Consider the following 22552-nt stretch of genomic DNA (forward strand, 5'->3'; position numbering starts at 1 on the left):
TTTAATTTTATATTTTCCCTTCTTTAATCTCATCAACTATTTCCGGATTTAAAAGCGTGGAAGTATCTCCGAAGTTAGAGAAATCACCTTCTGCAATTTTTCTCAATATCCTGCGCATGATTTTACCCGAACGCGTTTTTGGTAAACCGGCCACAAACTGGATTTTATCCAACTTCGCAATCGGCCCGATTTGATTTGATATTAATTCGTTGATTTCTTTGGCCAAATTATCCTGATTGCGGCTTTCACCTATTTCTTTCAGGATTACAAATCCATATAACGCGTTTCCTTTCACATCATGTGGGAAGCCAACAATAGCACTCTCTGCCACAGCTGGGTGCTCATTGATGGCATCCTCGATCGGTGCGGTTCCCAAATTGTGACCCGAAACAATAATCACATCATCTACCCTTCCGGTGATTCTGTAATACCCAACTTCATCGCGCAAAGCACCATCACCTGTGAAATATTTCCCCGGGAAAGCCGTGAAATAAGTTTCCTTATAACGTTGGTGATCGCCCCAAATGGTTCTCGCAATGGATGGCCAGGGGAATTTGATACACAAGGCGCCAGTTACCTGATTGCCTTCAATTTCGTTGCGCAATTCATCCATCAACACCGGTTGAACACCAGGCAATGGTAATGAGGCGTATGTTGGTTTGGTTGGCGTTACAAACGGAATAGGCGAAATCATAATGCCGCCGGTTTCGGTTTGCCACCAGGTATCTACCAATGGACAACGCTTTCCGCCTACATGGTCATTGTACCAGTGCCAGGCTTCTTCGTTGATTGGTTCTCCAACGGAACCAATAACTTTCAATGAACTCAAAGGATACTTTTGAACATAATCCAAACTCTCTTTAGCCAAGGCACGAATGGCGGTTGGAGCTGTATAGAACTGTGTTACTTTGTGTTTTTCAATTGCTTCCCAAAAACGACTGAAATTTGGATATGAAGGCACGCCTTCAAAAATTACCGTCGTTGCACCGTTTAACAATGGTCCGTATAAAATATAAGAATGTCCGGTAATCCAGCCGATATCGGCAGTGCACCAAAAAACATCGTTTTCTTCATAGTTAAAAATATTCTTAAAAGTATAGGCGGTATATACCATATAACCGGCAGTAGTATGCACCATGCCTTTTGGTTTTCCGGTTGAGCCGGAAGTATACAGAATGAATAGCGGATCTTCAGCATCCATGATTTCGGCTACGTTATTCGGAATCGCTTCATCTAATAATGGCTGCAGCCATAAATCACGTCCTTCTTTCATGGTCACTTCGGTATGGGTTCTTTTGACTACCAATACTCTTTCCACCGTCGGGCATTTTTCCAAAGCCTCATCTACGATTCCTTTTAAGTCAATGGATTTGTTGCCGCGATAACTGCCATCGGAAGTGATGACCATTTTACATTCACAGTCATTGATGCGCGCTGCAACCGCTGAAGCCGAGAATCCGGCAAAAACCACGGAATGAATCGCTCCGATTCGGGCACAGGCCAAAACTGCCACAGCCAATTCGGGAATCATTGGTAAGTAAATACAAACACGGTCACCTTTTTGCACACCTTGCTCGCGAAGCACATTCGCCAATTTGGCCACACGCGCATACAATTCGTTATACGAAATATGCAATGCCGGTTCATCAGGATTATTCGGTTCAAAGATGATAGCGGTTTTATCACCACGACGCGCCAAATGTCGGTCGATACAGTTTTTAGTAATGTTGACTTTGGCATCTACAAACCATTTAAACTTGGCCTGCTGGAAATCAAATTCAAAAACCTTATCCCATTTTTGGTACCAGGTAAAGTTCTCATCGGCTATTCGATCCCAAAACTTACGTGGTTCACGGATAGATTTTTTATACATTTTGAAGTAGTGCTCCAAATTCAGTATTTTGTAATAACTCATTGTAAATCTTCTTTTATTATCGTTTTGTAATGTAAATATAAATATTCTATTGGTGTGGCGCTCAATTTTCTTGCTAAATAAGTATAGCTAAGAATATAGAACAAAGAGTATAAGAATATAGACGTGAAAGCCTTGAAGAGAAAATCTCTATTTTCTATGTTCTATTCTCTATTTTCTTTTACTTAAAACTACCTATCTTCCCTATATCCAGAACTTGTCTCACTTCATCAATAATCGCTTCATCATCTATGGTTGAAGGGATTTGGAAACTTTCTCCATCGGCTATGCTTCTTAATAATTTGCGTAATATTTTACCGGAACGGGTTTTGGGCAAGCGTTGTACAATAACCACATCTCTTAAAGAAGCGACAGCGCCTATTTGCTCTCTGACCAGTTTTACAATCTCATGTTGTAACTGAAAATGTTCAATTTCTTCTCCTGATTTGGTTACGACCAGAGCTAACGGAATTTGTCCTTTCAATTCATCGTTTATCCCAATGACAGCGCACTCAGCAACGGAATGATGTGAAGCTACTATTTCTTCCATTTCAGCTGTTGACAAACGGTGTCCGGCAACATTAATCACATCGTCTACCCGACCTGTAATGAAGATATAACCGTCTTCATCTTTGTAACCACCGTCACCGGAGAAATAATAGCCCGGATATTTATCCAAATAACCGGCATGAAAGCGTTCGTTGTCATTCCAAATATCCAACAAAGTTCCCGGTGGTAATGGCAGTTTGATGACCACATAACCTTCTTCATTAGGTTTTAACTCTTGGCCGTTTTCGCCTAAGATGACAATATTATAACCCGAAACTGCTTTTCCTGAAGAACCCGGTTTTATGGGCAAATATTCTACGCCGATCATGTTACAAATCATCGGCCAGCCTGATTCAGTTTGCCACCAATGATCGATAGCCGGAATCGGAATGTGTTCGCGGTACCATTCTAAAGTAGCCACATCACAACGCTCTCCGGCGAGGAATTGCGTGCGCAGACTTGATAAATCATATTGCTTAATGAATTTACCATTCGGATCTTCTTTTTTGATGGCACGAATGGCTGTCGGTGCCGTAAACATAACACTTACTTTATGTTCGGCAATTACACGCCAAAACGTACTCGCATCAGGTGTTTTGATGGGTTTGCCTTCGAAGACTATGGTCGTATTTCTGTTGATTAACGGTCCGTAAACAATGAAACTGTGACCTACAACCCAACCCACATCGGAAGCCGCCCAAAACACTTCACCGGATTTGACACCGTAGATTTTTTGCATTGAAAATTTGAGCGCCGCAGCATAACCACCGGTGTCTCTGACAATGCCTTTGGGTTTACCGGTCGTTCCTGAAGTGTATAAAACATATAACGGATGTGTCGTTTCCACCGGAACGCAATCGACTTCTTCTGAACCGTAAACTAGCGCATCATAATCGACATCGTATTTCTTAAACGGAATTCTGGCGCCGAGTTTTCTATTAAGCACTACTACTTTTTTGGGTTTGTGTTCGGCCAATTCGATAGCTTCATCAACTAAAGGTTTGTAGGCAATCAATCGGTCGATTTCAATTCCGGAGGAAGCGGTTAAGATAACTCTGGGTTTACAATCGTCTATCCTGATGGCCAATTCGTGTGGCGCAAAACCTCCGAAAACCACCGAATGTGTTACTCCTATTCGGGCGCAAGCCAGCATGGCAAATGTCGCTTGTGGAATCATCGGCATATAAATGATAGCGGTATGTCCTTTTTTTAATCCCAAAGACAATAAACCACCGGCCAATCTTGCCACTTCCGATTTGACTTCGTTGTAGGTATATTTTTTTACGGTTTGCGTAACAGGCGAGTCGTAAATGATGGCGATTTGGTCTCCAAAACCATCTTTAATATGTTTGTCTAAAGCCAAAAAACAGGCGTTCAAACTACCGTCTTTGTACCACAACGGATAACCGGTTTCGTCTGCTGATAGTATTTCGTTTGGCTTGGTAAACCATTCTATTTCATGGGCTTGTTCTGCCCAGAATTTTTCCGGGTTTTGTATGCTTTGGTTGTATAATTCCTGGTATTTCATGGTTAGATTTTGAATGTAGTTATGGCATCCTTTTCTTTTGAAAAAGACAAAATATTGTTCAATAAACAGTTACTTAATACTTAGTTTTCCAGTAATTCGTTGACTTGTTCGACTACTTTTTTAATGGAAAAAGGTTTGGTTAAATAGGCATCGGCACCGAGTGCCATTCCTTTTTCGATATCGCTTTCTTTGTTTTTTGCGGATAGAAAAATCACTTTACAATGCTTGAGTTGTTCGTTCTTTTTGATTTGCTGCAAAGTTTCAAAACCATCTACTAAAGGCATCATGACATCGAGTATGATAATATCGGGAAACTGGTTTCTTAAAATTTCCAAAGCTTCCTGACCGTCGCGGGCAATAAACACTTCAAAGTTGTTCTTTTTGAAAGTGTATTCCAATGACATTACAATGTTGGGTTCGTCGTCTACAATTAAAATCTTTTTCATGGCTGCTGTTTTTTGGGTAATGTAAAACTTAAACAAGCACCACCGGTTGCATTATTGGTGGCCCAAATTTTTCCTTTATGGTGTTCGATGATTTGTTTGCAAATGGCTAATCCTAATCCGCTACCAATAGGCTTTTTAAAATTCTGATTGGTCGATTGATAAAATTTGTCAAAAATATTTTCAAAATCATTTGAGGCAATTCCTTTACCATTATCACTCACTTCCACCTGAACAAAATCGTGTTTGTCATACACCGCCAGAGTGATTAAACCGTTATGATCGGGACAAAACTTAATGGCGTTTGACACCAAATTGGTTACTACCTGCACAATACGGTCTTCGTCAAAATCGGCTTTCAGACTGTTGCTTCCTTCCAAATGCACATGAATGTGCTTATTGTTAATCAGTTGTTGCAAAGGTTCAATGGCATTTTCAATCGTTTCGAGTACCTTATGTGTAGCAAAGTTAACTTTTTGTCGGCCGGTTTCAAACTTTTCTAAGTCGAGAATTTTATCAATCAGACGGTTTAATCTGTCCGACTCTGAAATGATGTTTTGCAAGAACTGTTTTCTCAACTCTTCGGGGATTTCGTCATCGTCGTATAAAATTTCGCTCGAAGCTCTGATGGCTGTGATTGGCGTTCGCAATTCATGGGTAACCGTATCGAGGAATTCATCTTTTTGCTTGTCTTTCACCATCAGGGAAACATTGGCATCTTGCAACTTAGCCGTAATTTCTTTGAGTTCGTTAGAGGTTTCAATCAGCTTTTTGTTGATGATGATATTTTCCTTGGATTCTTCCAAAATCTTTAAGACTTCAGGCAAAGTAATTTTTTCTTCTTTGATTACGCTTGAGATTAATATTTTGGCGGAAGCCGTACCAATATGACCGGTCAACAGATTTTCAGAGAATTTAATCAAACGCGCATCGGCTAACTCTTCATTTTTATCGACATTGTATTTCAGGTTAAAGATATTCATGGCGCGCTTGGTTCTTTCTTCCCCTAAGAATTTAGTCAGTACTTTTTCGATATCATTTCTATAAGCCGTTCCTTTCCACACAAAAGCATTTTCGTGCATGTTGATGTACTTATTGATATCCAAAAACATTTCGGCATAGTTGCGTTCGCGGTAATTGCCTTTGAAACTCACCGATACTGCGATATAAATCATAAAGTTAAAAAACAAACTCCAGAACAAAGCATGCGGCACCGGTTGTAAATAATCCAATCCGAATAGTTGCAATGGTTTTAATAATTTGATGCCAAATAAACCTTCGGAAATAAAGGACGTATCGGAAGAAGTTATCCCTAAGGCATAAGGCACAACCAAAGTGTACAAACAAATTACAAAACCTACAATCATTCCCGAAACCGCTCCGGTTCTTGAGCCTCTACGCCAAAACAATGCGCCGAAGAACGATGGTGCCAATTGCGCAATAATCACAAAAGCCACTAAACCAATAGAGAACAAACTGTAATCTAAAGCGAAGTAACGATAGAGAAAATAAGCAATGATAATCAGCGAGAAAATCCCAATCTTACGAATGTTGACAATCTTTTTATTGATAGTGGATTGCTCGTTGTTTTTTAATCTTCCCAACAAACCATAAGGAATGATCAGGTTGTTACTCACCATGGTTGACAAACCAATGGAAGAAACAACAATCATAGAAATCGCCGCTGAAAATCCGCCCAGAAAAACCATTACCGTCAACGTTTTATTGTCAAAAAACTGTGGAATCAACAGCGAATAGGTATCCGAATTCACCGTTTGTCCCTCGAATAGAATATTGCCGCCCCAAGCGATTGGATAGACAAAAACATTAAACAACAACAAGTACAAAGGAAACAACCAAACGGCTGTATTCACATGATTTTCACGGTTGTTTTCAATGACTGCCACCTGGAATTGTCTCGGCAATAAAAAAATGGCAAACAAAGAAAGAATGCACAAGAAAAACCAGTTGATGGCTTGCGGTAATCCGCCGATGGTATTCTTTTCCTGAAAGTGCTCCAATAGTGAAGCCTTGGCATAAATATCATCAAAACCGTCAAAAACAAAGAAAGTCACATAAACACCGATGATAATAAAAAACACCAATTTTAATACACTTTCCAAAGCTACAGCGGTTATAATTCCTTTCCGTTTTTCGGATGCATCTACATAGCGCGTTCCGTAGATGGAAGCAAAAATAGCCAGAGCAAAAGCCACATAAGTGGTGCTGTCGTCAAAGATGTTAGAATTGGATTGGGTTTGGGTTACGATGTGAAAAGTTTCGGCAATCGATTTTAATTGCAAAGCGATGTAGGGCAAAATACCAAACAGGCATACTATCGTAACAACTGCACCCAAAAATCGGCTGTTGCCATAACGGAGCGAAATAAAATCGGCAATGCTGGATATTTTATTGACTCTTGAAATGCGGATAATTTTCTTCAGGATAATCATCCATACCGGAACAATAATGATTGGCCCAAGGTAAATTGGCAAATAATTCAAGCCCGAATTGGCAGCCACACCAATACTGCCGTAATACGTCCATGCCGTACAATACACAGCCAGTGAAAGGGAATAAATATAGGGATTGTTGGTCCATTTTGAGTTTCCTTTTTTCTCTGCCCAATGGGCAATGAAGAAAAGAATTCCCAGATATAGGGCTAATATGATTAATAAAAAGAGACTATTCATGGTAGCGCTTTATGATGATAAAAGACAGTAAAAGCGAAAACAGCCACACAGAAAAAATATAGATGTAAATGACAGGAAAACCCATAAAACTTTCGGCACTATCAAACAACAACAGTATCGGAAGATTTAATCCGATTAACAATATCATTGAGATAATGACTAATTTTTGTTGGTGTCTTTGTTTCATTTTTTTTTTTGAATCTATAAAAAGCCAAAAGCCCTTAACGAATTAAGAGCTTGAGGTAACCAATAAACTTTATTGTATTAATCTTCATATTCATCGGTTAAGGCATACCAGCCGAAGATGGTTAATCCTGTTACAATCAAAGGTAACAAGATAAAAAATATTATTATCCCGAATACCAAGTCATCTTGCTTTCCCGAGGTCAATTTTCCTCCGAAGATACCGATGGCGAAGTAGGCTACTGCTATTGCTAACGCAATCCAGACTATCCCTAAAAATTTCTTTAATGTGTTCATAATTTATGTTTTAGTCGTGAAGTGTATTAATTTTTCTATCGATATAAATCATTCCAATAATGAAACAAACAGCAGCTATACCAATCGGATACCACAATCCTTCGAGATAGAATTCGACATCACCGGCATCTTTGGCTGTGGTCACAAAATAGGTAGAAATAGCAGGGAGCAATCCACCAAATATACCATTTCCAACGTGATATGGCAACGACATGGATGTATATCTGATTTTTACCGGGAACATTTCAACTAAGAACGCCGCAATCGGACCATAGACCATCGTTACAAAAATCACCTGAATAAACACCAGAAATATCAACCACATTCTATCTGAATCATTAATCATTTTAGTGACTTTGGTTTCAATCTTGTCTTTGCCTTTTTCATCCACCATTAATTTTCCAGCTTCAAAATGTTTGGTTTTGATTTCTTCCACAGTTGTTCCGTCTGTGTAAGCTTTAGTAGTAGTATAAATTGAGTCCATTTTAGTGGCATCCACTTCTTTCATTGACGGTACTACTTTGGTTTGGGCCACAATTTCTGTTTTTAAGGCCAAATCTGTGGTTTGGTACATGACGCGATATATAGGGCGGTAAAGCAAAATAGCCAATAACATACCGGTCATCATAATTGATTTTCTGCCTAATTTGTCACTCAACCAACCAAAGAATACAAAGAAAGGTGTTCCTAATATCAAGGCGATTCCCAAAAGCATATCCACTTGAGATGAATCTATACTTTGTACAGTTTTTAAGAAGTTCATCGCATAGAACTGCCCTGTATACCAAACAACTCCTTGTCCCATCGTTGCCCCAAATAAGGCCAGCAAGACAAATTTTAAGTTGTATTTGTTTCCAAAACTTTCTTTTAGCGGATTGGTTGTGGTTTTCCCTTCTGCTTTCGCTTTGGCAAAAACCGGAGATTCTGCCATGTTTTTACGAATCATATAGGATACAAACACCATTAGGATAGAAACCCAAAACGGCACTCTCCATCCCCATTCATCAAAAGCCTCTTTAGACAAAACACTTTTGGTAACCAAAATCACCATCAGTGAAATGAACAACCCTACGGTAGCTGTGGTTTGAATCCAAGAAGTCCAATATCCTTTTTCTCCTTTTGGCGCGTGTTCTGCTACATAAGTTGCCGCTCCTCCATATTCACCTCCAAGGGCAAGACCTTGTAAAAGACGAAGGATTAATACCAAGATTGGCGCCATAAAACCGATAGATTCATAACTCGGGATACATCCGATGGCGAAAGTCGCGCCGCCCATTAACATCAAAGTAACCATGAAAGTATACTTTCTTCCAATTAAGTCACCCAATCTTCCAAAGAAAAGTGCTCCAAACGGACGTACTACAAAACCGGCTGCAAAGGTTGCTAAGGTTGATAAGAACGCTGCGGTTGGATTGTCTGTAGGGAAAAATTTAGTGGATAATACTACGGCCAAACTACCGAAGATGTAAAAATCATACCATTCAATCATGGTTCCCATAGAGGACGCGGAAATCACTTTCCAAATTCCTTTTGTTTTTTTATTGCTCATACTATATAAATTGGTTGGTTATTAAAAACTATAGCAGCAGGAAATCATGGCTCTGAAATTGCCTACTTTCTTATCATTGCCGGAAAATGTTGCATCGGGTTTCAAATCGCCCCAAGTAGCTCCAGTATATTCTAACTCAGGAGTAACTCTGAACTTATTTTGTTTGAAATCAACTCTGGCAGCCACTCTCATTACATTATCAACGCCACGGGTTCCGGCAAAGCCTCTACCATACAAAGTAGTCGGATTGTCTTTACTTACACCGTCTGTTTTGGTATAGCCTAAGAATAATCCCGGTGCTATACTTTTCCCATTGCCGGCAATGTCTACCCACAAAGCGGTAGTTTTAATTCCTTCATAGGTTTCTACGCCACCATTGGGGTCGGCATAACCGGCAAAACCTCCCAACATTACCATGTTGTATAAGTTTTTACCAGATATTCCGTAGGCTTTGATGTGGAATTTATCATTGTTGTATTTAAAATAACCAACAATCGAAGTGGTATTCACTTTTTCGGAAGTGGCAACTCCATTACTAACGGTTAAAGGTTGTAATGATTTGTATTCAAATCCCAAACCGGCAATCCAATTGGCATTCTTGAATTGAAATTGACCGTGTAATGTTGGCAAAGCGGAATTAAAAGAAGCCGAGTTTTGCGTCCCACCTGTAGCTGTAGCCGTGGTGAACTCTCTTTCTTTGTAAGCCGTCAAGGCAAAAGATAATTCTTTGGTAAAGTTTTGTTTGATTCTGGCTTGAGAAACCCAACCGAAAGGGTTGAACATGATACCTGTGCTAAAATTAGCTACACCCGGAAAAACTTCCGGAATAAAAGTTGGATACCAGGTTTGGCCCAATAAAAGACTCGTTTTATCCCAATCAAGGGTTACATAAGCATGACGCAAGCGAAGCAATCCAATGCTGGCTTCAGTATTCCCGAAGAAATCGCCTTCTAATGTTCCGTTGGTTTTGGCGCCCCAAACATTCGGGCCTTTTGCTTTAATTCCTAAACGAGACACTACAGAAAGGAAGTTGGAAGCTCCGGCATCGTTCAGATCATCTCCATTAGCATCGAGTTGCTCATCTAACGGATACAAATTTAAATTGTACTCACGCACTTGTGCGGAGCGACGGGTATCCCAAATATAATCGGTTCTGATGAACCCATACATGCTCACATCCCATTCCTTTAGGGGAGTTGTGGCAGGCGCTGGTGTTGCTGCAGGCGCTGGTGTTGTTTGTGCATACCCTGAGATAGAGCCAATTGCAAACATTAATAATAATTTTTTTTTCATAATTTGATTGTTGGTTTTGGTTAAATTTTGTTTGACCAAATTCAAACATTTTACCAACGAAAAAAATTATGATATATATTTATGTAAATCACTATAGTTAATCTTTAAAACGCTCCCATTTAATCAGCATAAACTTGTCGCCGAGTTCCGTGATAATCATTCCGGCTCCTTTTAATACTTCCTTATTTTTCAGAAATTCAACCAGTTCCAAGTGGTTGTATATCTTATAAGTAGGATGGTAATCAACATGATTGGGCTTGGAAATTTTAAATTCTTTAACCCAGTTGCTTACGGTAACATGTGAAACCCCAATAATGCGTTCAATTTCACGATAACTCAACCCTTCGAGATACAACTGCAAAGCCTTAGTAACATAGTAACTATCGATCTTTTTGCCGAGTTTATTTACAGTGAAATAATAATTGCATTTTTTACATAAAAACCTTTGTCTATCTTTGATGACGCCACTTTTGACTATAGCATCGCTTTGGCATTTGGGACAAGCTAAAATCTCCATATATATAAATTTTGCATAAATATACTTATTTAGCAAATATACAAAAGTGTTTTTGCTATTTTTTTTAACTAAAAATTATACAAGCGCTAATTTTATTGGCTTTTTATTATAGAATCCTCAATTATTGACAAACAATATGATTTTGGCTAAAATTTAGTTTTTGGGAAAGAATGATTTGAATTCACTCACCCAAATTCATAATTGCATAATTTGTATTAAATTAGCTAAGCCAAAAACAAATCAAAAACTTTATACCTATGGGAACTAAAAAAGAGTTGTCACCTGAACAACAAGCCACATTAATCAACACCTTAAAAACCCGTTTTGAGAAAAACATGAACCGTCACAAAAGCCTTGAATGGTCAAAAGTACAGGCAAAACTGGAAGCCAATCCCGGAAAATTATGGTCGCTCAATGAAATGGAATTAACCGAAGGCGAACCCGATGTGGTTGGCCATGATTCAAAAACAGGCGAATATATTTTTTATGACTGTTCGGCAGAAAGCCCAAAAGGCCGCAGAAGCTATTGCTACGATCGCAAAGCACTGGATGCCAGAAAAGAACACAAACCAAAAAACAGCGCTATGGATGTGGCTGCTGAAATGGGCATTGAAATCCTAACTGAAGAAGAATACAGAGCATTACAACAACTTGGAAATTTTGATGCTAAAACATCGAGCTGGATAAAAACTCCCGACGAGATCAGAAAACATGGCGGCGCAGTCTTTTGCGACTATCGTTATGGTAGTGTTTTTTTGTATCACAATGGTGCCGATTCTTATTATGCAGCCAGAGCGTTTCGCGGTTCGCTGAGAGTTTAAATTTGTAAAAGCAATTATTTACCTATATTCGCTTTAACAAAACATAAAACCATGCCTTTTACCATCGCCATTTCACCCGAAAGAACGCCTTTTAACAAAAACCCATGGTTATGGAGTTTTCTTGCCATTTTTGTTGCCATCTGGATCAGCACACTCATTGGCACCAATGACATGAACAACTGGCTGCTTGAAAATACGCTGACGGTGATTTTCTTTTTGTTTCTGATTTTTACTTATAAAAAATACAAATTCAGCGACCTTACTTATCTCCTGATTTGCGTCTATTTGTGTCTGCATGTGTATGGAGCCAAATATACTTATGCTGAAAACCCTTTTGGGTATTGGCTTAAAGATGAATTTCATTGGTCTCGAAATCATTATGATCGAATTGTGCATTTTAGTTTCGGATTCTTATTGGCTTATCCAATGCGGGAATTATTCTTGAAATGGCTCAAATATCCAACAATGGTTGCGTGGATATTGCCGATTGAAATCACCTTATCCATTAGCGGATTCTACGAACTGATTGAATGGGCTGTGGCCGATATTTTCTTCCCGGCGCAGGGCGATGCTTACTTAGGAACACAAGGTGATATTTGGGATGCCCAAAAAGATATTTTCTTAGCTTTTCTTGGCGCTATTCTGGCGACGACTATCGTTTCTCTGGTCAAAAAGATTTTTAAAGTCCATGAAAGCAAATGATTCCATTTCATTTAGCGCCCAAATAGAAATCATCGGCATCAACCCATTTGTATTTTTGCCCGAAGAAGTGTTGCAAATGGTTTTTGGTCAAGCCAAAAAAGACAAAGGCAAAATTCCAGTAACGATGACTATTGATGGACATTCTTTTACGCAAACCCTAATCAAATACAGCGGTCATTGGCGATTGTACCTGAACACACCGATGCGGAAAGCTGCCAGTAAAGACGTTGGTGACACTGCTGTTTTTACTGTCGCTTATGATTCAAAACCACGCGAAATAACCATGCATCCCAAATTGGTTGCTGCGTTGAAAAACAATCCGGAAGCCCAAAAAGTATTTGAAAACTTACCAGCATCACGCCGACTTGAAATCGTCAGGTATATTTCCTTTCTGAAAACGGAAGAAAGCGTCGACAGAAATGTATCCAAAGCCATTAATTTCTTATTGGGAAAGGAACGATTCATTGGCAGAGACAAGCCTTAAGCCGATATTCAGGAATTATCAATTTTAGGGTCAGAAATTTGACTTTGATTAAAAAAAATACCAAAAAAATAGCTTTAATTTGTAGTAAACAAACAAGAACATGCTATTTGACCCTAACGAGCTCGATTATTCGGCTGTCTATAAATTATTAACCGGTGCGGTTATTCCAAGACCCATCGGATGGATTTCTTCTGTTAGTGAAGAAGGAATCAACAACTTAGCTCCTTTTTCCTATTTCAATGCCGTTGGCGAAGATCCGCCTCATGTGATGTTTGCCGCCGGAAGAGGAAATAACATAAATAAGGATACTTTAAACAATGTTTTGGCAACCAAACAATTTGTAGTAAACATGGTTACCGAAGAATTGGCCGAACAAATGAATCTGACAGCACAATCGGTTCCCCATGATGTGGACGAATTTGAATTGGCCGGCGTTACGCCCATTCCGTCCGTAAAGGTAAAACCGATGCGTGTGAAAGAAAGTAAAATTACTTTCGAATGTGAGTTGGTTCACCATTACTTTCTCGAAGACCATAAAAATGGCGGCGCCTGCGTAGTCATTGGCCGTATTGTAATGATGCATTTTGATGACGAAGTGCTATTGGACAATCATAAAATCAATTTAGAAACCTATAAACCAATCTCAAGATTGGCAGGTTCGCATTATGCCAAATTAGGCGAATTGTTTTCCATTAAAAGAGGATAAATAAATGAAAATAGCAGTAATCGGCGGCGGTCCGGGCGGATTGTACTTTTCCATACTAACCAAAAAGGCAATGCCCAATTGCCAAATCGATGTATATGAACGCAACAAACCCGAAGACAGTTTTGGTTTTGGCGTAGTATTTTCTGATGAAACCTTGGGTGAATTCCTCAAACGCGATATGCAATCCTATGAGTTAATCCGAAGCAAATTTGCCTATTGGGACGATATCATTGTGGCGCGTGACGGACAGGAAGTCAGCATCGCCGGAAACGGTTTTTGCGGTTGCTCCCGAAAAACATTGCTCAAACTGTTACACCAACGCTGTCGCGAAGAAGGCGTTAATCTTCATTTCGAACAAAATATAGATGATTTAAATGCTTATCAGGATGCCGATATCATTTTAGCTTCCGATGGTATTGCCAGCGGTGTGCGAACGCAATATGAATCGGAATTTGGAACCAAAATAACCTTGCAGCAAAACCGCTTTGTATGGTTAGGTTCCACCAAACCTTTGGATGCCTTTACCTATTTTTTCAGAACCACGCCACATGGCGCTTTTGTAGCGCATACTTACCAATATGAAGAAGGCATGAGCACCTGGATTTTCGAATGTAGTGATGATACTTGGCAAAAACACGGTTTTGAAGTGACCAACGAAGAAGACACGATTGCTAAAATCTCAGCAATATTCAAGGACGAACTTGACGGACATCCGTTGATTACCAATAAATCACACTGGCGTCAGTTTCCGCATGTGACCAATGAAAAATGGTTTCACAATAATATCGTTTTGTTGGGTGATGCCAAAGCCACGGCACACTACTCTATCGGTTCGGGAACCAAATTGGCGATGGATTCTGCCATCGGTTTATCCGATGCAGTGATTGCCAATCCGACCAATGTACAGGCTGCCTTCGAACAATACGAGAAAACCAGAAGAAATACCGTTGAAATGATCCAACACGCGGCTTTAGTGTCGCTTGATTGGTTTGAAAATATGGATCGAAATATCCAACACCCGTTTTATCAGTTTGCTTTTGGCTGTATGACACGCGCCAAAAAAGTAACCTTTGAAAACCTGAGATTACGAGACAAATCATTTACGGATAAAGTCTTAGCAGAATTTAATGGCAACAACAGCGAAACACCTGCAGCTTTCACTAAATTCAAACTACGCGATTTAGAGTTGCAAAATAGAATTGTGATGTCGCCGATGGGACAATATTCAGCCGTTGATGGGAAAGTTTCCGATTGGCATTTGGTCCATTACGGAAGCAGAGCAGCTGGCGGTGTCGGATTGATTATTACCGAAATGACAGCCGTTTCAGAAACAGGACGAATCACTTTAGGTTGTGCGGGTATTTATACTCAGGAACAATTAGTTGACTGGAAAAAAATAACCGATTTCATTCATCAGAATACCCAATCCAAAATAGGAATTCAACTTGGCCATTCAGGCAGAAAAGGTGCTACCAAAAAACCTTGGGAAGGACAAAACGAACCGATAGATTTACCTTGGGATTTGATTTCGGCTTCGCCAATTGCTTTCAATGAAAAGTTTCAGGTGCCAAGAGAAATGAATGCGGAAGACATGGACATCATCGTTTCTCAATTTGTTCAGGCCGCTAAGAATGCCGATCATGCCGGATTTGATTTAATTGAATTACAGGCGCACCACGGATTCCTTTTGGCTTCTTTCCTATCGCCTTTGACCAATCTTCGAACAGATGAATTTGGCGGCAGCATCGAAAACAGATTGAAATTCCCATTACGGGTTTTTAATGAAATGCGAAAAGTGTTTCCACAACACAAACCAATGTCCGTTAGAATCTCCGCTTCTGATTGGGCACAAAATGGAATTTCTGAAGAAGATGTGATTACGATTGCTACCGCTTTCAAAATTGCCGGTGCCGATATCATCAACGTTTCTACGGGAAATACCGTGGCACATCAGAAACCACAAGTCGGCAGAATGTGGCAGACGCCTTTTGCGGACGCTGTGAGAAACACAGTTCATATTCCAACCATAACTACCGGTTACATTCAGGATATTGACCAAATCAACACGATTATTTTAAACGGCAGAGCCGATTTGGTCGCACTGGGCCGACCGTTATTAGCCGACGCAAATTTTGTACGCAACGCTCAGGCTTATGAAAAATTCGAAGCAACCGATATTCCAAACCAATACAAAGCCGGAAGTTCTCATTTGTATCCGCTGAAAGCAGCAGAAAGAAAGCAAACGGAAAGTATGAAAATCGCTTTGAAACCAAAGAGCAACAAAAAGGATTAGATGAAAAAATTATCACTGATATTGGTTTTCCTTACTACGTTTGGCTTTGCCCAAACCGAAGGAACTATTATCAGCGGTAATTCAAAACTCCATTATAAAACCTTTGGCAAAGGAAAACCAATACTGATCATCAATGGCGGACCGGGAATGGATTGTGAAGGTTTTGACTATTTAGCAAAAGAAATCGCGAAAAAGAACTTTCAAACCATTATTTACGACCAAAGAGGTACCGGAAAATCAATCGTAAAAACACCTAACAACCAAACCATTACGATGGATTTAATGGCGGAAGATATTGAAAACTTACGCAAGCATCTAAAAATAGAAAAGTGGGTAATTTTAGGACATTCTTTTGGTGGAATCATGGCCACCTTTTATGCTACAAAGCATCCTGAAACCATTGAAAAGATAATCTTCTCTTCTTCAGGTGGTGTAAATCTGAAGTTTATGAATTATGTTTCCGGCCGGATTCGTGCTAATTTAACACCAGAAGAAAGAGATAGTTTGGCATTTTATCAACGAAAAAGAGATCTTGGAGATACTTCCGAAAACACGAATGGAAGAAGAACCTACTTTTTGTCTAAAGCTTATGTTTATGACAAATCCAAATTAGCTTCCATATCTCAACGAATGACGCAAACCAATCTCACGATTAATATATTGGTCTTGCAAAATCTACAAAGAATCCGTTTTGACTGCGCTAATTCATTTGCCGATTTTAAGCAGCCCGTTTTGATTTTGCAAGGTAAAAATGATATCATTTCAATTGAAACTGCGCAGGAAATCGCAACAGCTTTCCCCAATTCAAAACTCGTTCTGATGGACCATTGTGCCCATTACGGTTGGCTTGATGCCAAAGACATTTATTTCAATTCGATTCAGAAATTTTTAACCTTAGAACCTTAGCCATATAGAGCTTTAGCACCTAAACAAGAAATGATGACCAAAAAACATATTGCAATTCTCTTTTTTATAATTTCTTTTAATTATAGCTCTTATGCTCAAATTGACGGACTAAAAAATAATGTGAAACTATATGATTCCATAAAAAAACAGGATCGCCTTTTTGATGATATCCTATTCGAATTAACAAAACCAAAGAGAGTTGAGGATTACATCGATAAGAAAAACAAAGAAACTGTCGATAAGTTCAGAAAGCAGCAAAAAGACAAAAAAATCGCAATTAAGATTCAGGGGTATGTCCTCGAAAAAAAGGATTCCGTTTTATTAAAGTTGACATCAAAATTGGATTTATTGGAAACCTATCGAAAAATTAAAGCCATAGATATCCAGAATCTTCCACAAACTGAACTCGAAAAGAGTATAATCCGGAAATATTATGCCGCGAAATTAAGCACTATAGATACTTATTTTGAAGCTTATCTCTCAGCACTTGTTGATAACGAATATACTTCTGACAAAGTCTCTACCTTTCTAAACGGAACGCCACCATCGTTAGGAAAATGCGATGCTATTAAAGATAAAGTCGAGTGCCTGAAAAGTAAAATAATGGACAAATTATCCCCTAACTTCAAAAATCCCGGATTTAGGGAAATAGAACCTAAACCTGTATCAACAATTAAAATCCTAATTAACGAAGAAGGAAATTTAAGCGTTTATAAAATCGAAAACTCAAGCGGGCATTTCGAATACGATTATCAAGCGATTTATTCTTTGTTGACAACTTTCAAAGGAATTGTATTTACACCGGCTAAAAGCTTGGGATTCGAAGACCCTTATTACTTAGATATAATTGTAAATTATAATCAGTTGTAAAAAAATGAAACACTACGACGACAATTTTGCACACCACCACTTACCTAGCCCGGATTTACAGCCCGACTATGTTTTTTTAGACTTACCGCAGTTCAACCGTCCGGAGATGCTCAATTGTGTCGAAGCATTGTTGGACAATCACATCAAACAAGGTGATGGCAATAACATCTGCATCCGCACATTTGAAACCACTTGGACCTACAATGATTTATTCGAAAAAGCCAATCAGATTGCGCATGTCCTGGTGGAAGATTTGGGATTGAAATCGGGTAACCGTGTATTGATTCGTTCTGCCAATAACCCATTGATGGTTGCGGTTTGGTTTGCAGTTTTAAAAGCAGGCGGCATTGTTGTAGCTACTATGCCTTTACTTCGCGCCAAAGAATTAACTACCATTATTGACTGTGCCGAAATCTCACACGCTATTTGTGATAACAGTTTGGCCGACGAAATGCATTTGGTTAAATCAGAGCACTTGCAATCCGTTTGTTTTTATGGTAATTCGCGACTGGAAGAATTGATGGAGAACAAGCCAAAAACTTTCACAAACTATCATACTAAATCGGACAGCGTTGCTTTAATCGGCTTTACCTCAGGAACGACAGGTTTGCCCAAAATGACTTCGCATTTCCACAAAGACATTCTAAATATTTGCGAAGCCTTTCCTCAATATTCATTACAACCAACAGCCAAAGACATTTTTACAGGCAGTCCGCCACTTGGGTTTACTTTTGGATTGGGCGGATTGGTTTTGTTTCCAATGTATTTTGGCGCTTCCACTTTTTTAATTGAAAAACCAACACCTGATATGCTTTTGCAAGCCATTCAGGATTATAAAATCACGATTTGCTTTACGGCACCAACGGCTTGGCGAATCATCACCACCAAAGTAGCAGATTTTGATATTTCCAGCTTGCGCAAATGTGTCTCCGCCGGAGAAACCTTGCCGCTTAAAGTCTGGCAGGATTGGTACGATGCGACCGGCTTAAAAATTATTGACGGTATCGGTGCTACCGAAATGTTGCATATCTTTATCTCTTCCAATGAGGTCAATATGAAACCCGGTGCTACAGGCGTGGCGATTACCGGTTATGAAGCTAAAATTGTAGACAAGGAAGGCAATGATTTACCAGCCAATGAACCCGGAAGATTAGTCGTTCGAGGCGTTACGGGTTGCAAATATCTGAACCGGCCAGAGAAACAAAAAGAATACGTGGAAAACGGCTGGAATGTCACCGGAGATATTTTCCGCCGGGATGAAGAAGGCTACTTTTGGTTTGTAGCACGTGGCGATGACATGATCATTTCTTCGGGGTATAATATTGCGGCAATTGAAGTCGAAAGCGTGCTTTTGACCCACGAAGAAATATTAGAATGTGCGGTTGTTGGTTTGCCCGATGAAGAACGCGGCATGTTGGTTTGCGCCCACATTGTATTAAAAGAACAAAGTAAAGCGACAGATAATATGAAAAACCATATTCAACACTGGTTCAAGGAAGTAGCTGCGCCGTATAAATATCCGAGAGTGATTTATTTTACCGAAGCTTTGCCCAAAACAGAGACCGGAAAAATACAACGATTTAAACTTAAATAAGTATGAACCAAACTTTTACAAAAACAGAAAAGATACGTTTCAAACACGTGGATTACGCAGGCATAGTCTTCTATCCGCGTTTTCTGGAAATGCTAAACGATTTAGTCGAAGATTGGTTTGAAGAAGCCTTAGATCGACCGTTTTCCAGAATACATGAAACAAATGGGATTCCAACAGTAGACTTGAAAGTCCAGTTTAAAAAAGCCGCACGTTTGGGCGAAATCCTGACCAAGAAGCTTTGGGTGATTAACCTTGGTGGAGCTTCTGTCAATTGTGGTTTTCGCTTTGAAGATGAAAACGGCAAAACCTGTCTGGAAGGCGAAGTAACTTTGGTAAACGTTGCCATCGCCGAAGACCGAAACAATATCAAAGCGGAAGCTTTTAGTGAAGAAATGAAAATGTTGATTTCAAAGTATTTAATCGGATAATAATGAGAGATTTCAAAACCTTTATGAGCCTGACTGATTCGGCAATAGCTGAAGAATTTGCCTCCATTTTGGAAGCAAATCAAATTCAGTTTAAAGTTCAGGATACTTCTAAAGATTTTGATGCGAGTTTTTCTAATGACAAGGCCAGGCATTCCATACTCCTCATGCTTGACCCGAGAGATTTTGATCTGGCGAATCAGGTTTTGGAATCCAAAACAACGTTTGATATTAGTGCATTTGATAAGAATCATCCATTCTTTTCTTTTACCAGTGAGGAACTGATTGATGTGGTAAAAAATTATGACGAATGGAATCCGTATGATGTCAAATTAGCCAAGCATTTATTGGAAAAACAAGATATCCTGATGAACAGTCGAGACATCGAAACATTTCAGAAAGTAAAAGAAATATCAGCCGAAGTGAAGGAACAAACTTCATCCAATAGACTAATGATTATCACAGGTTATCTATTTTGCCTGTTGGGTGGATTTATCGGAATTGGAATAGGTCTTTTTTTAATTTCAGCTAAAAAAACAAATTTATCTGGACAGAAAGAATACGTATATAATCCCACTGAAAGAACACATGGCTATTTAATGTTATTTGCCGGTGTTGTGATTTTTTTACTTTACATTAATTTCAAAATATTAAACTAATGCAATTTCACAAATTCAAAGCCGCAACAGTCCAAACCTCACCCGTTTTTCTCAATGTAGAAAAAACGATAGAAAAAGTAATTTCCTTTGTCAAAGAAGCCAGCGGAAATGGCGCGCAGCTCATCGCTTTCCCTGAAGTATTTGTTGCCGGATATCCTTATTGGAACTGGATTATGACACCGGTACAAGGCAGCAAGTGGTATGAACAATTGTATAAAAATTCGGTAGCCGTTTCAGATGATGCTATGAAACCTTTGTTTCAGGCGGCGAAAGATCATAACATCCACATCGTAATCGGAATCAACGAACGTGGCGACAGTTATGGCGAAATTTACAATACTAATCTCATCATTGACAACCAAGGAAAACTAATCGGTAAACACCGGAAATTAGTACCAACCTGGGCAGAAAAACTCACCTGGACCAGCGGTGATGGTTCTTCGTTAAAGGTTTATGATACCGAAGTTGGGCCAATCGGAACTTTGGCTTGTGGTGAAAACACCAATACTTTGGCCCGTTTTACATTGTTATCCCAAGGCGAATTGATTCACATTGCCAATTACATTTCACTACCGGTGGCACCGCCCGATTACAATATGGCAGAAGCGATAAAGATTCGTGCGGCCGCACATTCATTCGAAGGGAAATTGTTTACGATTGTTTCGTGTTCGACGATTTCACCCGAAATTAAAGATGCTTTGCGTGAAGATGTGCCAAATGTGGATGAATTGTTGACCAGAAAAAACTCGGCATTCTCAGGATTTATTGGCCCAAATGGCGCTGTGATTGGCAAACCGCTGATCGATGACGAAGGGATTATTTATGCCGATATAGATTTGGAAAAATGCATCCAGCCGAAACAAATGCACGATATCCTCGGACATTACAACCGTTTTGATATTTTTGATTTAAGAGTAAATACCGCTCCAACGAGAAAGATTACCTTTGTAGACAATCACGAGGAGTTTAATAAAAAATAAGATGGAAGCAAAACATTCAGACGACGTCATTGGTCGTGCACGAGTACAGGACAGCCCGGAACTCGAAGCTTATTACAAAGAACTGGAAGGCTTTGGCGCAGGCGCTTTATGGACTGTGGCCAATGATATCGAACCTTGGGAACCACGTTCTTCTTCTGTTCCAATGCTTTGGAAATATGAAGACTTGCGCAGTTTGGTTTTGAAATCATCCGAACTCGTAACGCCAGAACAAGCCGGAAGACGTGTAGTGTATTTGGTCAACGACAAACGAAAAGATGTTTCTGCGGCTGTGGGTTGGCTATACACCGGAATTCAGGTTACGCGTCCGGGCGAAAGCACTTCGGCACACCGACACAAAGCTTCTGCCTTGCGTTTCATCATGGAAGGCGATAAAGGTTATACCGTTGTAGATGGGAATAAAATCATGTTGGAAGTCAATGACTTTGTGATTACGCCGAATTCAACGTGGCACGAACACGGTGTGGAAGAAGGCGGCCAAACCAGCATTTGGCAAGATGGATTAGATATTCCGCTGGTGAATGCCTTAGAAGCCAATGATTATGCGGTTTATGATGGCAAACAGCCGTTGATTGCACCGGTAAATCACTTACCAATGTCGTTTGATGGTAACGGTATCGTGCCAGCCGATTTGGTTTGGAACAAACCTTATTCCCCTTTATTCAAATATTCCTGGAAGAAAGTTTATCCGGCTTTGTTGGAAGCGGCAAAAGTCAACCAACCGAATCCGTTTGACGGTATCATCATGCGTTATGCCAATCCGTTAACCGGTGGCCATGTGATGCAAACGATGGGCGCTTCGATACAATTATTGCCAGCCGGTTTTAAAAGCAAAGCGCACAAACACACCGGTTCTTTTGTGTACCAATGTGCCAAAGGCAAAGGCTATTCGATTATCAATGGGAAACGCTTTGACTGGAAAGAACGTGACATTTTCTGTGTGCCTTCCTGGGCGTGGCACGAACACCACAATGCTTCGGATACCGAAGATGCCTGCTTGTTCTCGTTCAATGATTTACCGGTAATCGAAAAACTCGGCTTGTATCAGGAAAGAGCATACGATGAAAACAACGGATACCAAACAATAACAAACTAAAACCTCAGAACCTTAGCTCCTTAGAGCCTTAGTA

General features: G+C 39.7%; 21 protein-coding genes. 12 read left to right on the top strand and 9 right to left on the bottom strand.

Annotated features, from left to right (window positions below; all coding sequences use genetic code 11):
• Positions 1 to 7: 7 nt before the first annotated feature.
• The 9 genes from acs to P1K33_RS11335 form a co-directional block, all read right to left on the bottom strand.
• A complete protein-coding gene (acs, locus tag P1K33_RS11295; RefSeq protein ID WP_284653080.1) occupies positions 8 to 1915 on the bottom strand; it encodes an acetate--CoA ligase in 1908 nt (635 codons plus the stop codon).
• Positions 1916 to 2093: 178 nt separating this feature from the next.
• On the bottom strand, positions 2094 to 3989 hold the full coding sequence (locus tag P1K33_RS11300; protein WP_284653081.1) for an acetate--CoA ligase: 1896 nt from the start codon (positions 3987 to 3989) through the stop codon (positions 2094 to 2096).
• Positions 3990 to 4069: 80 nt separating this feature from the next.
• Positions 4070 to 4435, bottom strand: coding sequence for a response regulator transcription factor (locus tag P1K33_RS11305; RefSeq protein ID WP_284653082.1), 366 nt, complete (start codon positions 4433 to 4435; stop codon positions 4070 to 4072).
• Positions 4432 to 7125, bottom strand: coding sequence for an ATP-binding protein (locus P1K33_RS11310; protein ID WP_284653083.1), 2694 nt, complete (start codon positions 7123 to 7125; stop codon positions 4432 to 4434). The genes P1K33_RS11305 and P1K33_RS11310 overlap by 4 nt, the downstream gene beginning before the upstream one ends.
• Positions 7118 to 7312 carry a hypothetical protein gene (locus P1K33_RS11315; RefSeq protein ID WP_284653084.1) on the bottom strand — a complete coding sequence of 65 codons (195 nt, stop codon included), beginning with the start codon at positions 7310 to 7312 and terminating at the stop codon, positions 7118 to 7120. Before P1K33_RS11315 ends, P1K33_RS11310 begins: the two co-directional genes overlap by 8 nt.
• A 77-nt stretch (positions 7313 to 7389) precedes the next feature.
• The gene (locus P1K33_RS11320; RefSeq protein ID WP_284653085.1) at positions 7390 to 7605 is read right to left on the bottom strand and encodes a DUF6814 family protein; all 216 of its coding nucleotides are present in this window, start codon (positions 7603 to 7605) and stop codon (positions 7390 to 7392) included.
• A gap of 10 nt (positions 7606 to 7615) precedes the next feature.
• On the bottom strand, positions 7616 to 9154 hold the full coding sequence (locus P1K33_RS11325; RefSeq protein WP_284653086.1) for an MFS transporter: 1539 nt from the start codon (positions 9152 to 9154) through the stop codon (positions 7616 to 7618).
• A 21-nt stretch (positions 9155 to 9175) separates the two neighbouring features.
• Entirely contained in the window at positions 9176 to 10447 is a 1272-nt protein-coding gene (locus P1K33_RS11330; protein WP_284653087.1) for a DcaP family trimeric outer membrane transporter, read from the bottom strand.
• A 97-nt stretch (positions 10448 to 10544) separates the two neighbouring features.
• A complete protein-coding gene (locus P1K33_RS11335) occupies positions 10545 to 10964 on the bottom strand; it encodes an IS1/IS1595 family N-terminal zinc-binding domain-containing protein (protein WP_284653088.1) in 420 nt (139 codons plus the stop codon).
• A 257-nt stretch (positions 10965 to 11221) separates the two neighbouring features.
• Here P1K33_RS11335 and P1K33_RS11340 point away from each other — a divergent pair, with 257 nt between their 5' ends.
• From P1K33_RS11340 to P1K33_RS11395, 12 genes are all read left to right on the top strand, one after another.
• Positions 11222 to 11785 carry a DUF4256 domain-containing protein gene (locus tag P1K33_RS11340; protein ID WP_284653089.1) on the top strand — a complete coding sequence of 188 codons (564 nt, stop codon included), beginning with the start codon at positions 11222 to 11224 and terminating at the stop codon, positions 11783 to 11785.
• A 51-nt stretch (positions 11786 to 11836) separates the two neighbouring features.
• The gene (locus P1K33_RS11345; protein ID WP_284653090.1) at positions 11837 to 12487 is read left to right on the top strand and encodes a DUF2238 domain-containing protein; all 651 of its coding nucleotides are present in this window, start codon (positions 11837 to 11839) and stop codon (positions 12485 to 12487) included.
• Entirely contained in the window at positions 12474 to 12971 is a 498-nt protein-coding gene (locus P1K33_RS11350; protein WP_284653091.1) for a DUF1905 domain-containing protein, read from the top strand. Before P1K33_RS11345 ends, P1K33_RS11350 begins: the two co-directional genes overlap by 14 nt.
• 100 nt (positions 12972 to 13071) lie before the next feature.
• Entirely contained in the window at positions 13072 to 13677 is a 606-nt protein-coding gene (locus P1K33_RS11355) for a flavin reductase family protein (protein WP_284653092.1), read from the top strand.
• Positions 13678 to 13681: 4 nt separating this feature from the next.
• Positions 13682 to 15970 carry an oxidoreductase gene (locus tag P1K33_RS11360; RefSeq protein ID WP_284653093.1) on the top strand — a complete coding sequence of 763 codons (2289 nt, stop codon included), beginning with the start codon at positions 13682 to 13684 and terminating at the stop codon, positions 15968 to 15970.
• Entirely contained in the window at positions 15971 to 16876 is a 906-nt protein-coding gene (locus P1K33_RS11365) for an alpha/beta fold hydrolase (protein WP_284653094.1), read from the top strand. It begins immediately after the preceding gene.
• Positions 16877 to 16996: 120 nt separating this feature from the next.
• Positions 16997 to 17746, top strand: coding sequence for a TonB C-terminal domain-containing protein (locus P1K33_RS11370; RefSeq protein WP_284653095.1), 750 nt, complete (start codon positions 16997 to 16999; stop codon positions 17744 to 17746).
• A gap of 4 nt (positions 17747 to 17750) precedes the next feature.
• Entirely contained in the window at positions 17751 to 19340 is a 1590-nt protein-coding gene (locus P1K33_RS11375) for an AMP-binding protein (protein WP_284653096.1), read from the top strand.
• A 2-nt stretch (positions 19341 to 19342) separates the two neighbouring features.
• Positions 19343 to 19768 carry an acyl-CoA thioesterase gene (locus P1K33_RS11380; protein ID WP_284653097.1) on the top strand — a complete coding sequence of 142 codons (426 nt, stop codon included), beginning with the start codon at positions 19343 to 19345 and terminating at the stop codon, positions 19766 to 19768.
• Between the two features lie 2 nt (positions 19769 to 19770).
• Positions 19771 to 20424, top strand: a complete 654-nt coding sequence (locus tag P1K33_RS11385) for a hypothetical protein (protein WP_284653098.1) — start codon at positions 19771 to 19773, stop codon at positions 20422 to 20424.
• Positions 20424 to 21404: a carbon-nitrogen hydrolase family protein gene (locus P1K33_RS11390; RefSeq protein WP_284653100.1), complete on the top strand. Its 981-nt coding sequence runs from the start codon at positions 20424 to 20426 to the stop codon at positions 21402 to 21404. Before P1K33_RS11385 ends, P1K33_RS11390 begins: the two co-directional genes overlap by 1 nt.
• A gap of 1 nt (position 21405) precedes the next feature.
• The gene (locus P1K33_RS11395; RefSeq protein ID WP_284653101.1) at positions 21406 to 22518 is read left to right on the top strand and encodes a cupin domain-containing protein; all 1113 of its coding nucleotides are present in this window, start codon (positions 21406 to 21408) and stop codon (positions 22516 to 22518) included.
• Positions 22519 to 22552 lie beyond the last annotated feature (34 nt).

Origin of the sequence: Flavobacterium terrisoli (assembly GCF_030167905.1) — a bacterium.
In the GTDB taxonomy this organism is placed as follows: domain Bacteria; phylum Bacteroidota; class Bacteroidia; order Flavobacteriales; family Flavobacteriaceae; genus Flavobacterium; species Flavobacterium terrisoli.

What these genes read in the sequence shown, in the direction of transcription:
- acs (WP_284653080.1), bottom strand. Translation starts at nt 1,915, where the DNA reads ATGAGTTATTACAAAATACTGAATTTGGAGCACTACTTCAAAATGTAT.
- P1K33_RS11300 (WP_284653081.1), bottom strand. Translation starts at nt 3,989, where the DNA reads ATGAAATACCAGGAATTATACAACCAAAGCATACAAAACCCGGAAAAA.
- P1K33_RS11305 (WP_284653082.1), bottom strand. Translation starts at nt 4,435, where the DNA reads ATGAAAAAGATTTTAATTGTAGACGACGAACCCAACATTGTAATGTCA.
- P1K33_RS11310 (WP_284653083.1), bottom strand. Translation starts at nt 7,125, where the DNA reads ATGAATAGTCTCTTTTTATTAATCATATTAGCCCTATATCTGGGAATT.
- P1K33_RS11315 (WP_284653084.1), bottom strand. Translation starts at nt 7,312, where the DNA reads ATGAAACAAAGACACCAACAAAAATTAGTCATTATCTCAATGATATTG.
- P1K33_RS11320 (WP_284653085.1), bottom strand. Translation starts at nt 7,605, where the DNA reads ATGAACACATTAAAGAAATTTTTAGGGATAGTCTGGATTGCGTTAGCA.
- P1K33_RS11325 (WP_284653086.1), bottom strand. Translation starts at nt 9,154, where the DNA reads ATGAGCAATAAAAAAACAAAAGGAATTTGGAAAGTGATTTCCGCGTCC.
- P1K33_RS11330 (WP_284653087.1), bottom strand. Translation starts at nt 10,447, where the DNA reads ATGAAAAAAAAATTATTATTAATGTTTGCAATTGGCTCTATCTCAGGG.
- P1K33_RS11335 (WP_284653088.1), bottom strand. Translation starts at nt 10,964, where the DNA reads ATGGAGATTTTAGCTTGTCCCAAATGCCAAAGCGATGCTATAGTCAAA.
- P1K33_RS11340 (WP_284653089.1), top strand. Translation starts at nt 11,222, where the DNA reads ATGGGAACTAAAAAAGAGTTGTCACCTGAACAACAAGCCACATTAATC.
- P1K33_RS11345 (WP_284653090.1), top strand. Translation starts at nt 11,837, where the DNA reads ATGCCTTTTACCATCGCCATTTCACCCGAAAGAACGCCTTTTAACAAA.
- P1K33_RS11350 (WP_284653091.1), top strand. Translation starts at nt 12,474, where the DNA reads ATGAAAGCAAATGATTCCATTTCATTTAGCGCCCAAATAGAAATCATC.
- P1K33_RS11355 (WP_284653092.1), top strand. Translation starts at nt 13,072, where the DNA reads ATGCTATTTGACCCTAACGAGCTCGATTATTCGGCTGTCTATAAATTA.
- P1K33_RS11360 (WP_284653093.1), top strand. Translation starts at nt 13,682, where the DNA reads ATGAAAATAGCAGTAATCGGCGGCGGTCCGGGCGGATTGTACTTTTCC.
- P1K33_RS11365 (WP_284653094.1), top strand. Translation starts at nt 15,971, where the DNA reads ATGAAAAAATTATCACTGATATTGGTTTTCCTTACTACGTTTGGCTTT.
- P1K33_RS11375 (WP_284653096.1), top strand. Translation starts at nt 17,751, where the DNA reads ATGAAACACTACGACGACAATTTTGCACACCACCACTTACCTAGCCCG.
- P1K33_RS11380 (WP_284653097.1), top strand. Translation starts at nt 19,343, where the DNA reads ATGAACCAAACTTTTACAAAAACAGAAAAGATACGTTTCAAACACGTG.
- P1K33_RS11385 (WP_284653098.1), top strand. Translation starts at nt 19,771, where the DNA reads ATGAGAGATTTCAAAACCTTTATGAGCCTGACTGATTCGGCAATAGCT.
- P1K33_RS11390 (WP_284653100.1), top strand. Translation starts at nt 20,424, where the DNA reads ATGCAATTTCACAAATTCAAAGCCGCAACAGTCCAAACCTCACCCGTT.
- P1K33_RS11395 (WP_284653101.1), top strand. Translation starts at nt 21,406, where the DNA reads ATGGAAGCAAAACATTCAGACGACGTCATTGGTCGTGCACGAGTACAG.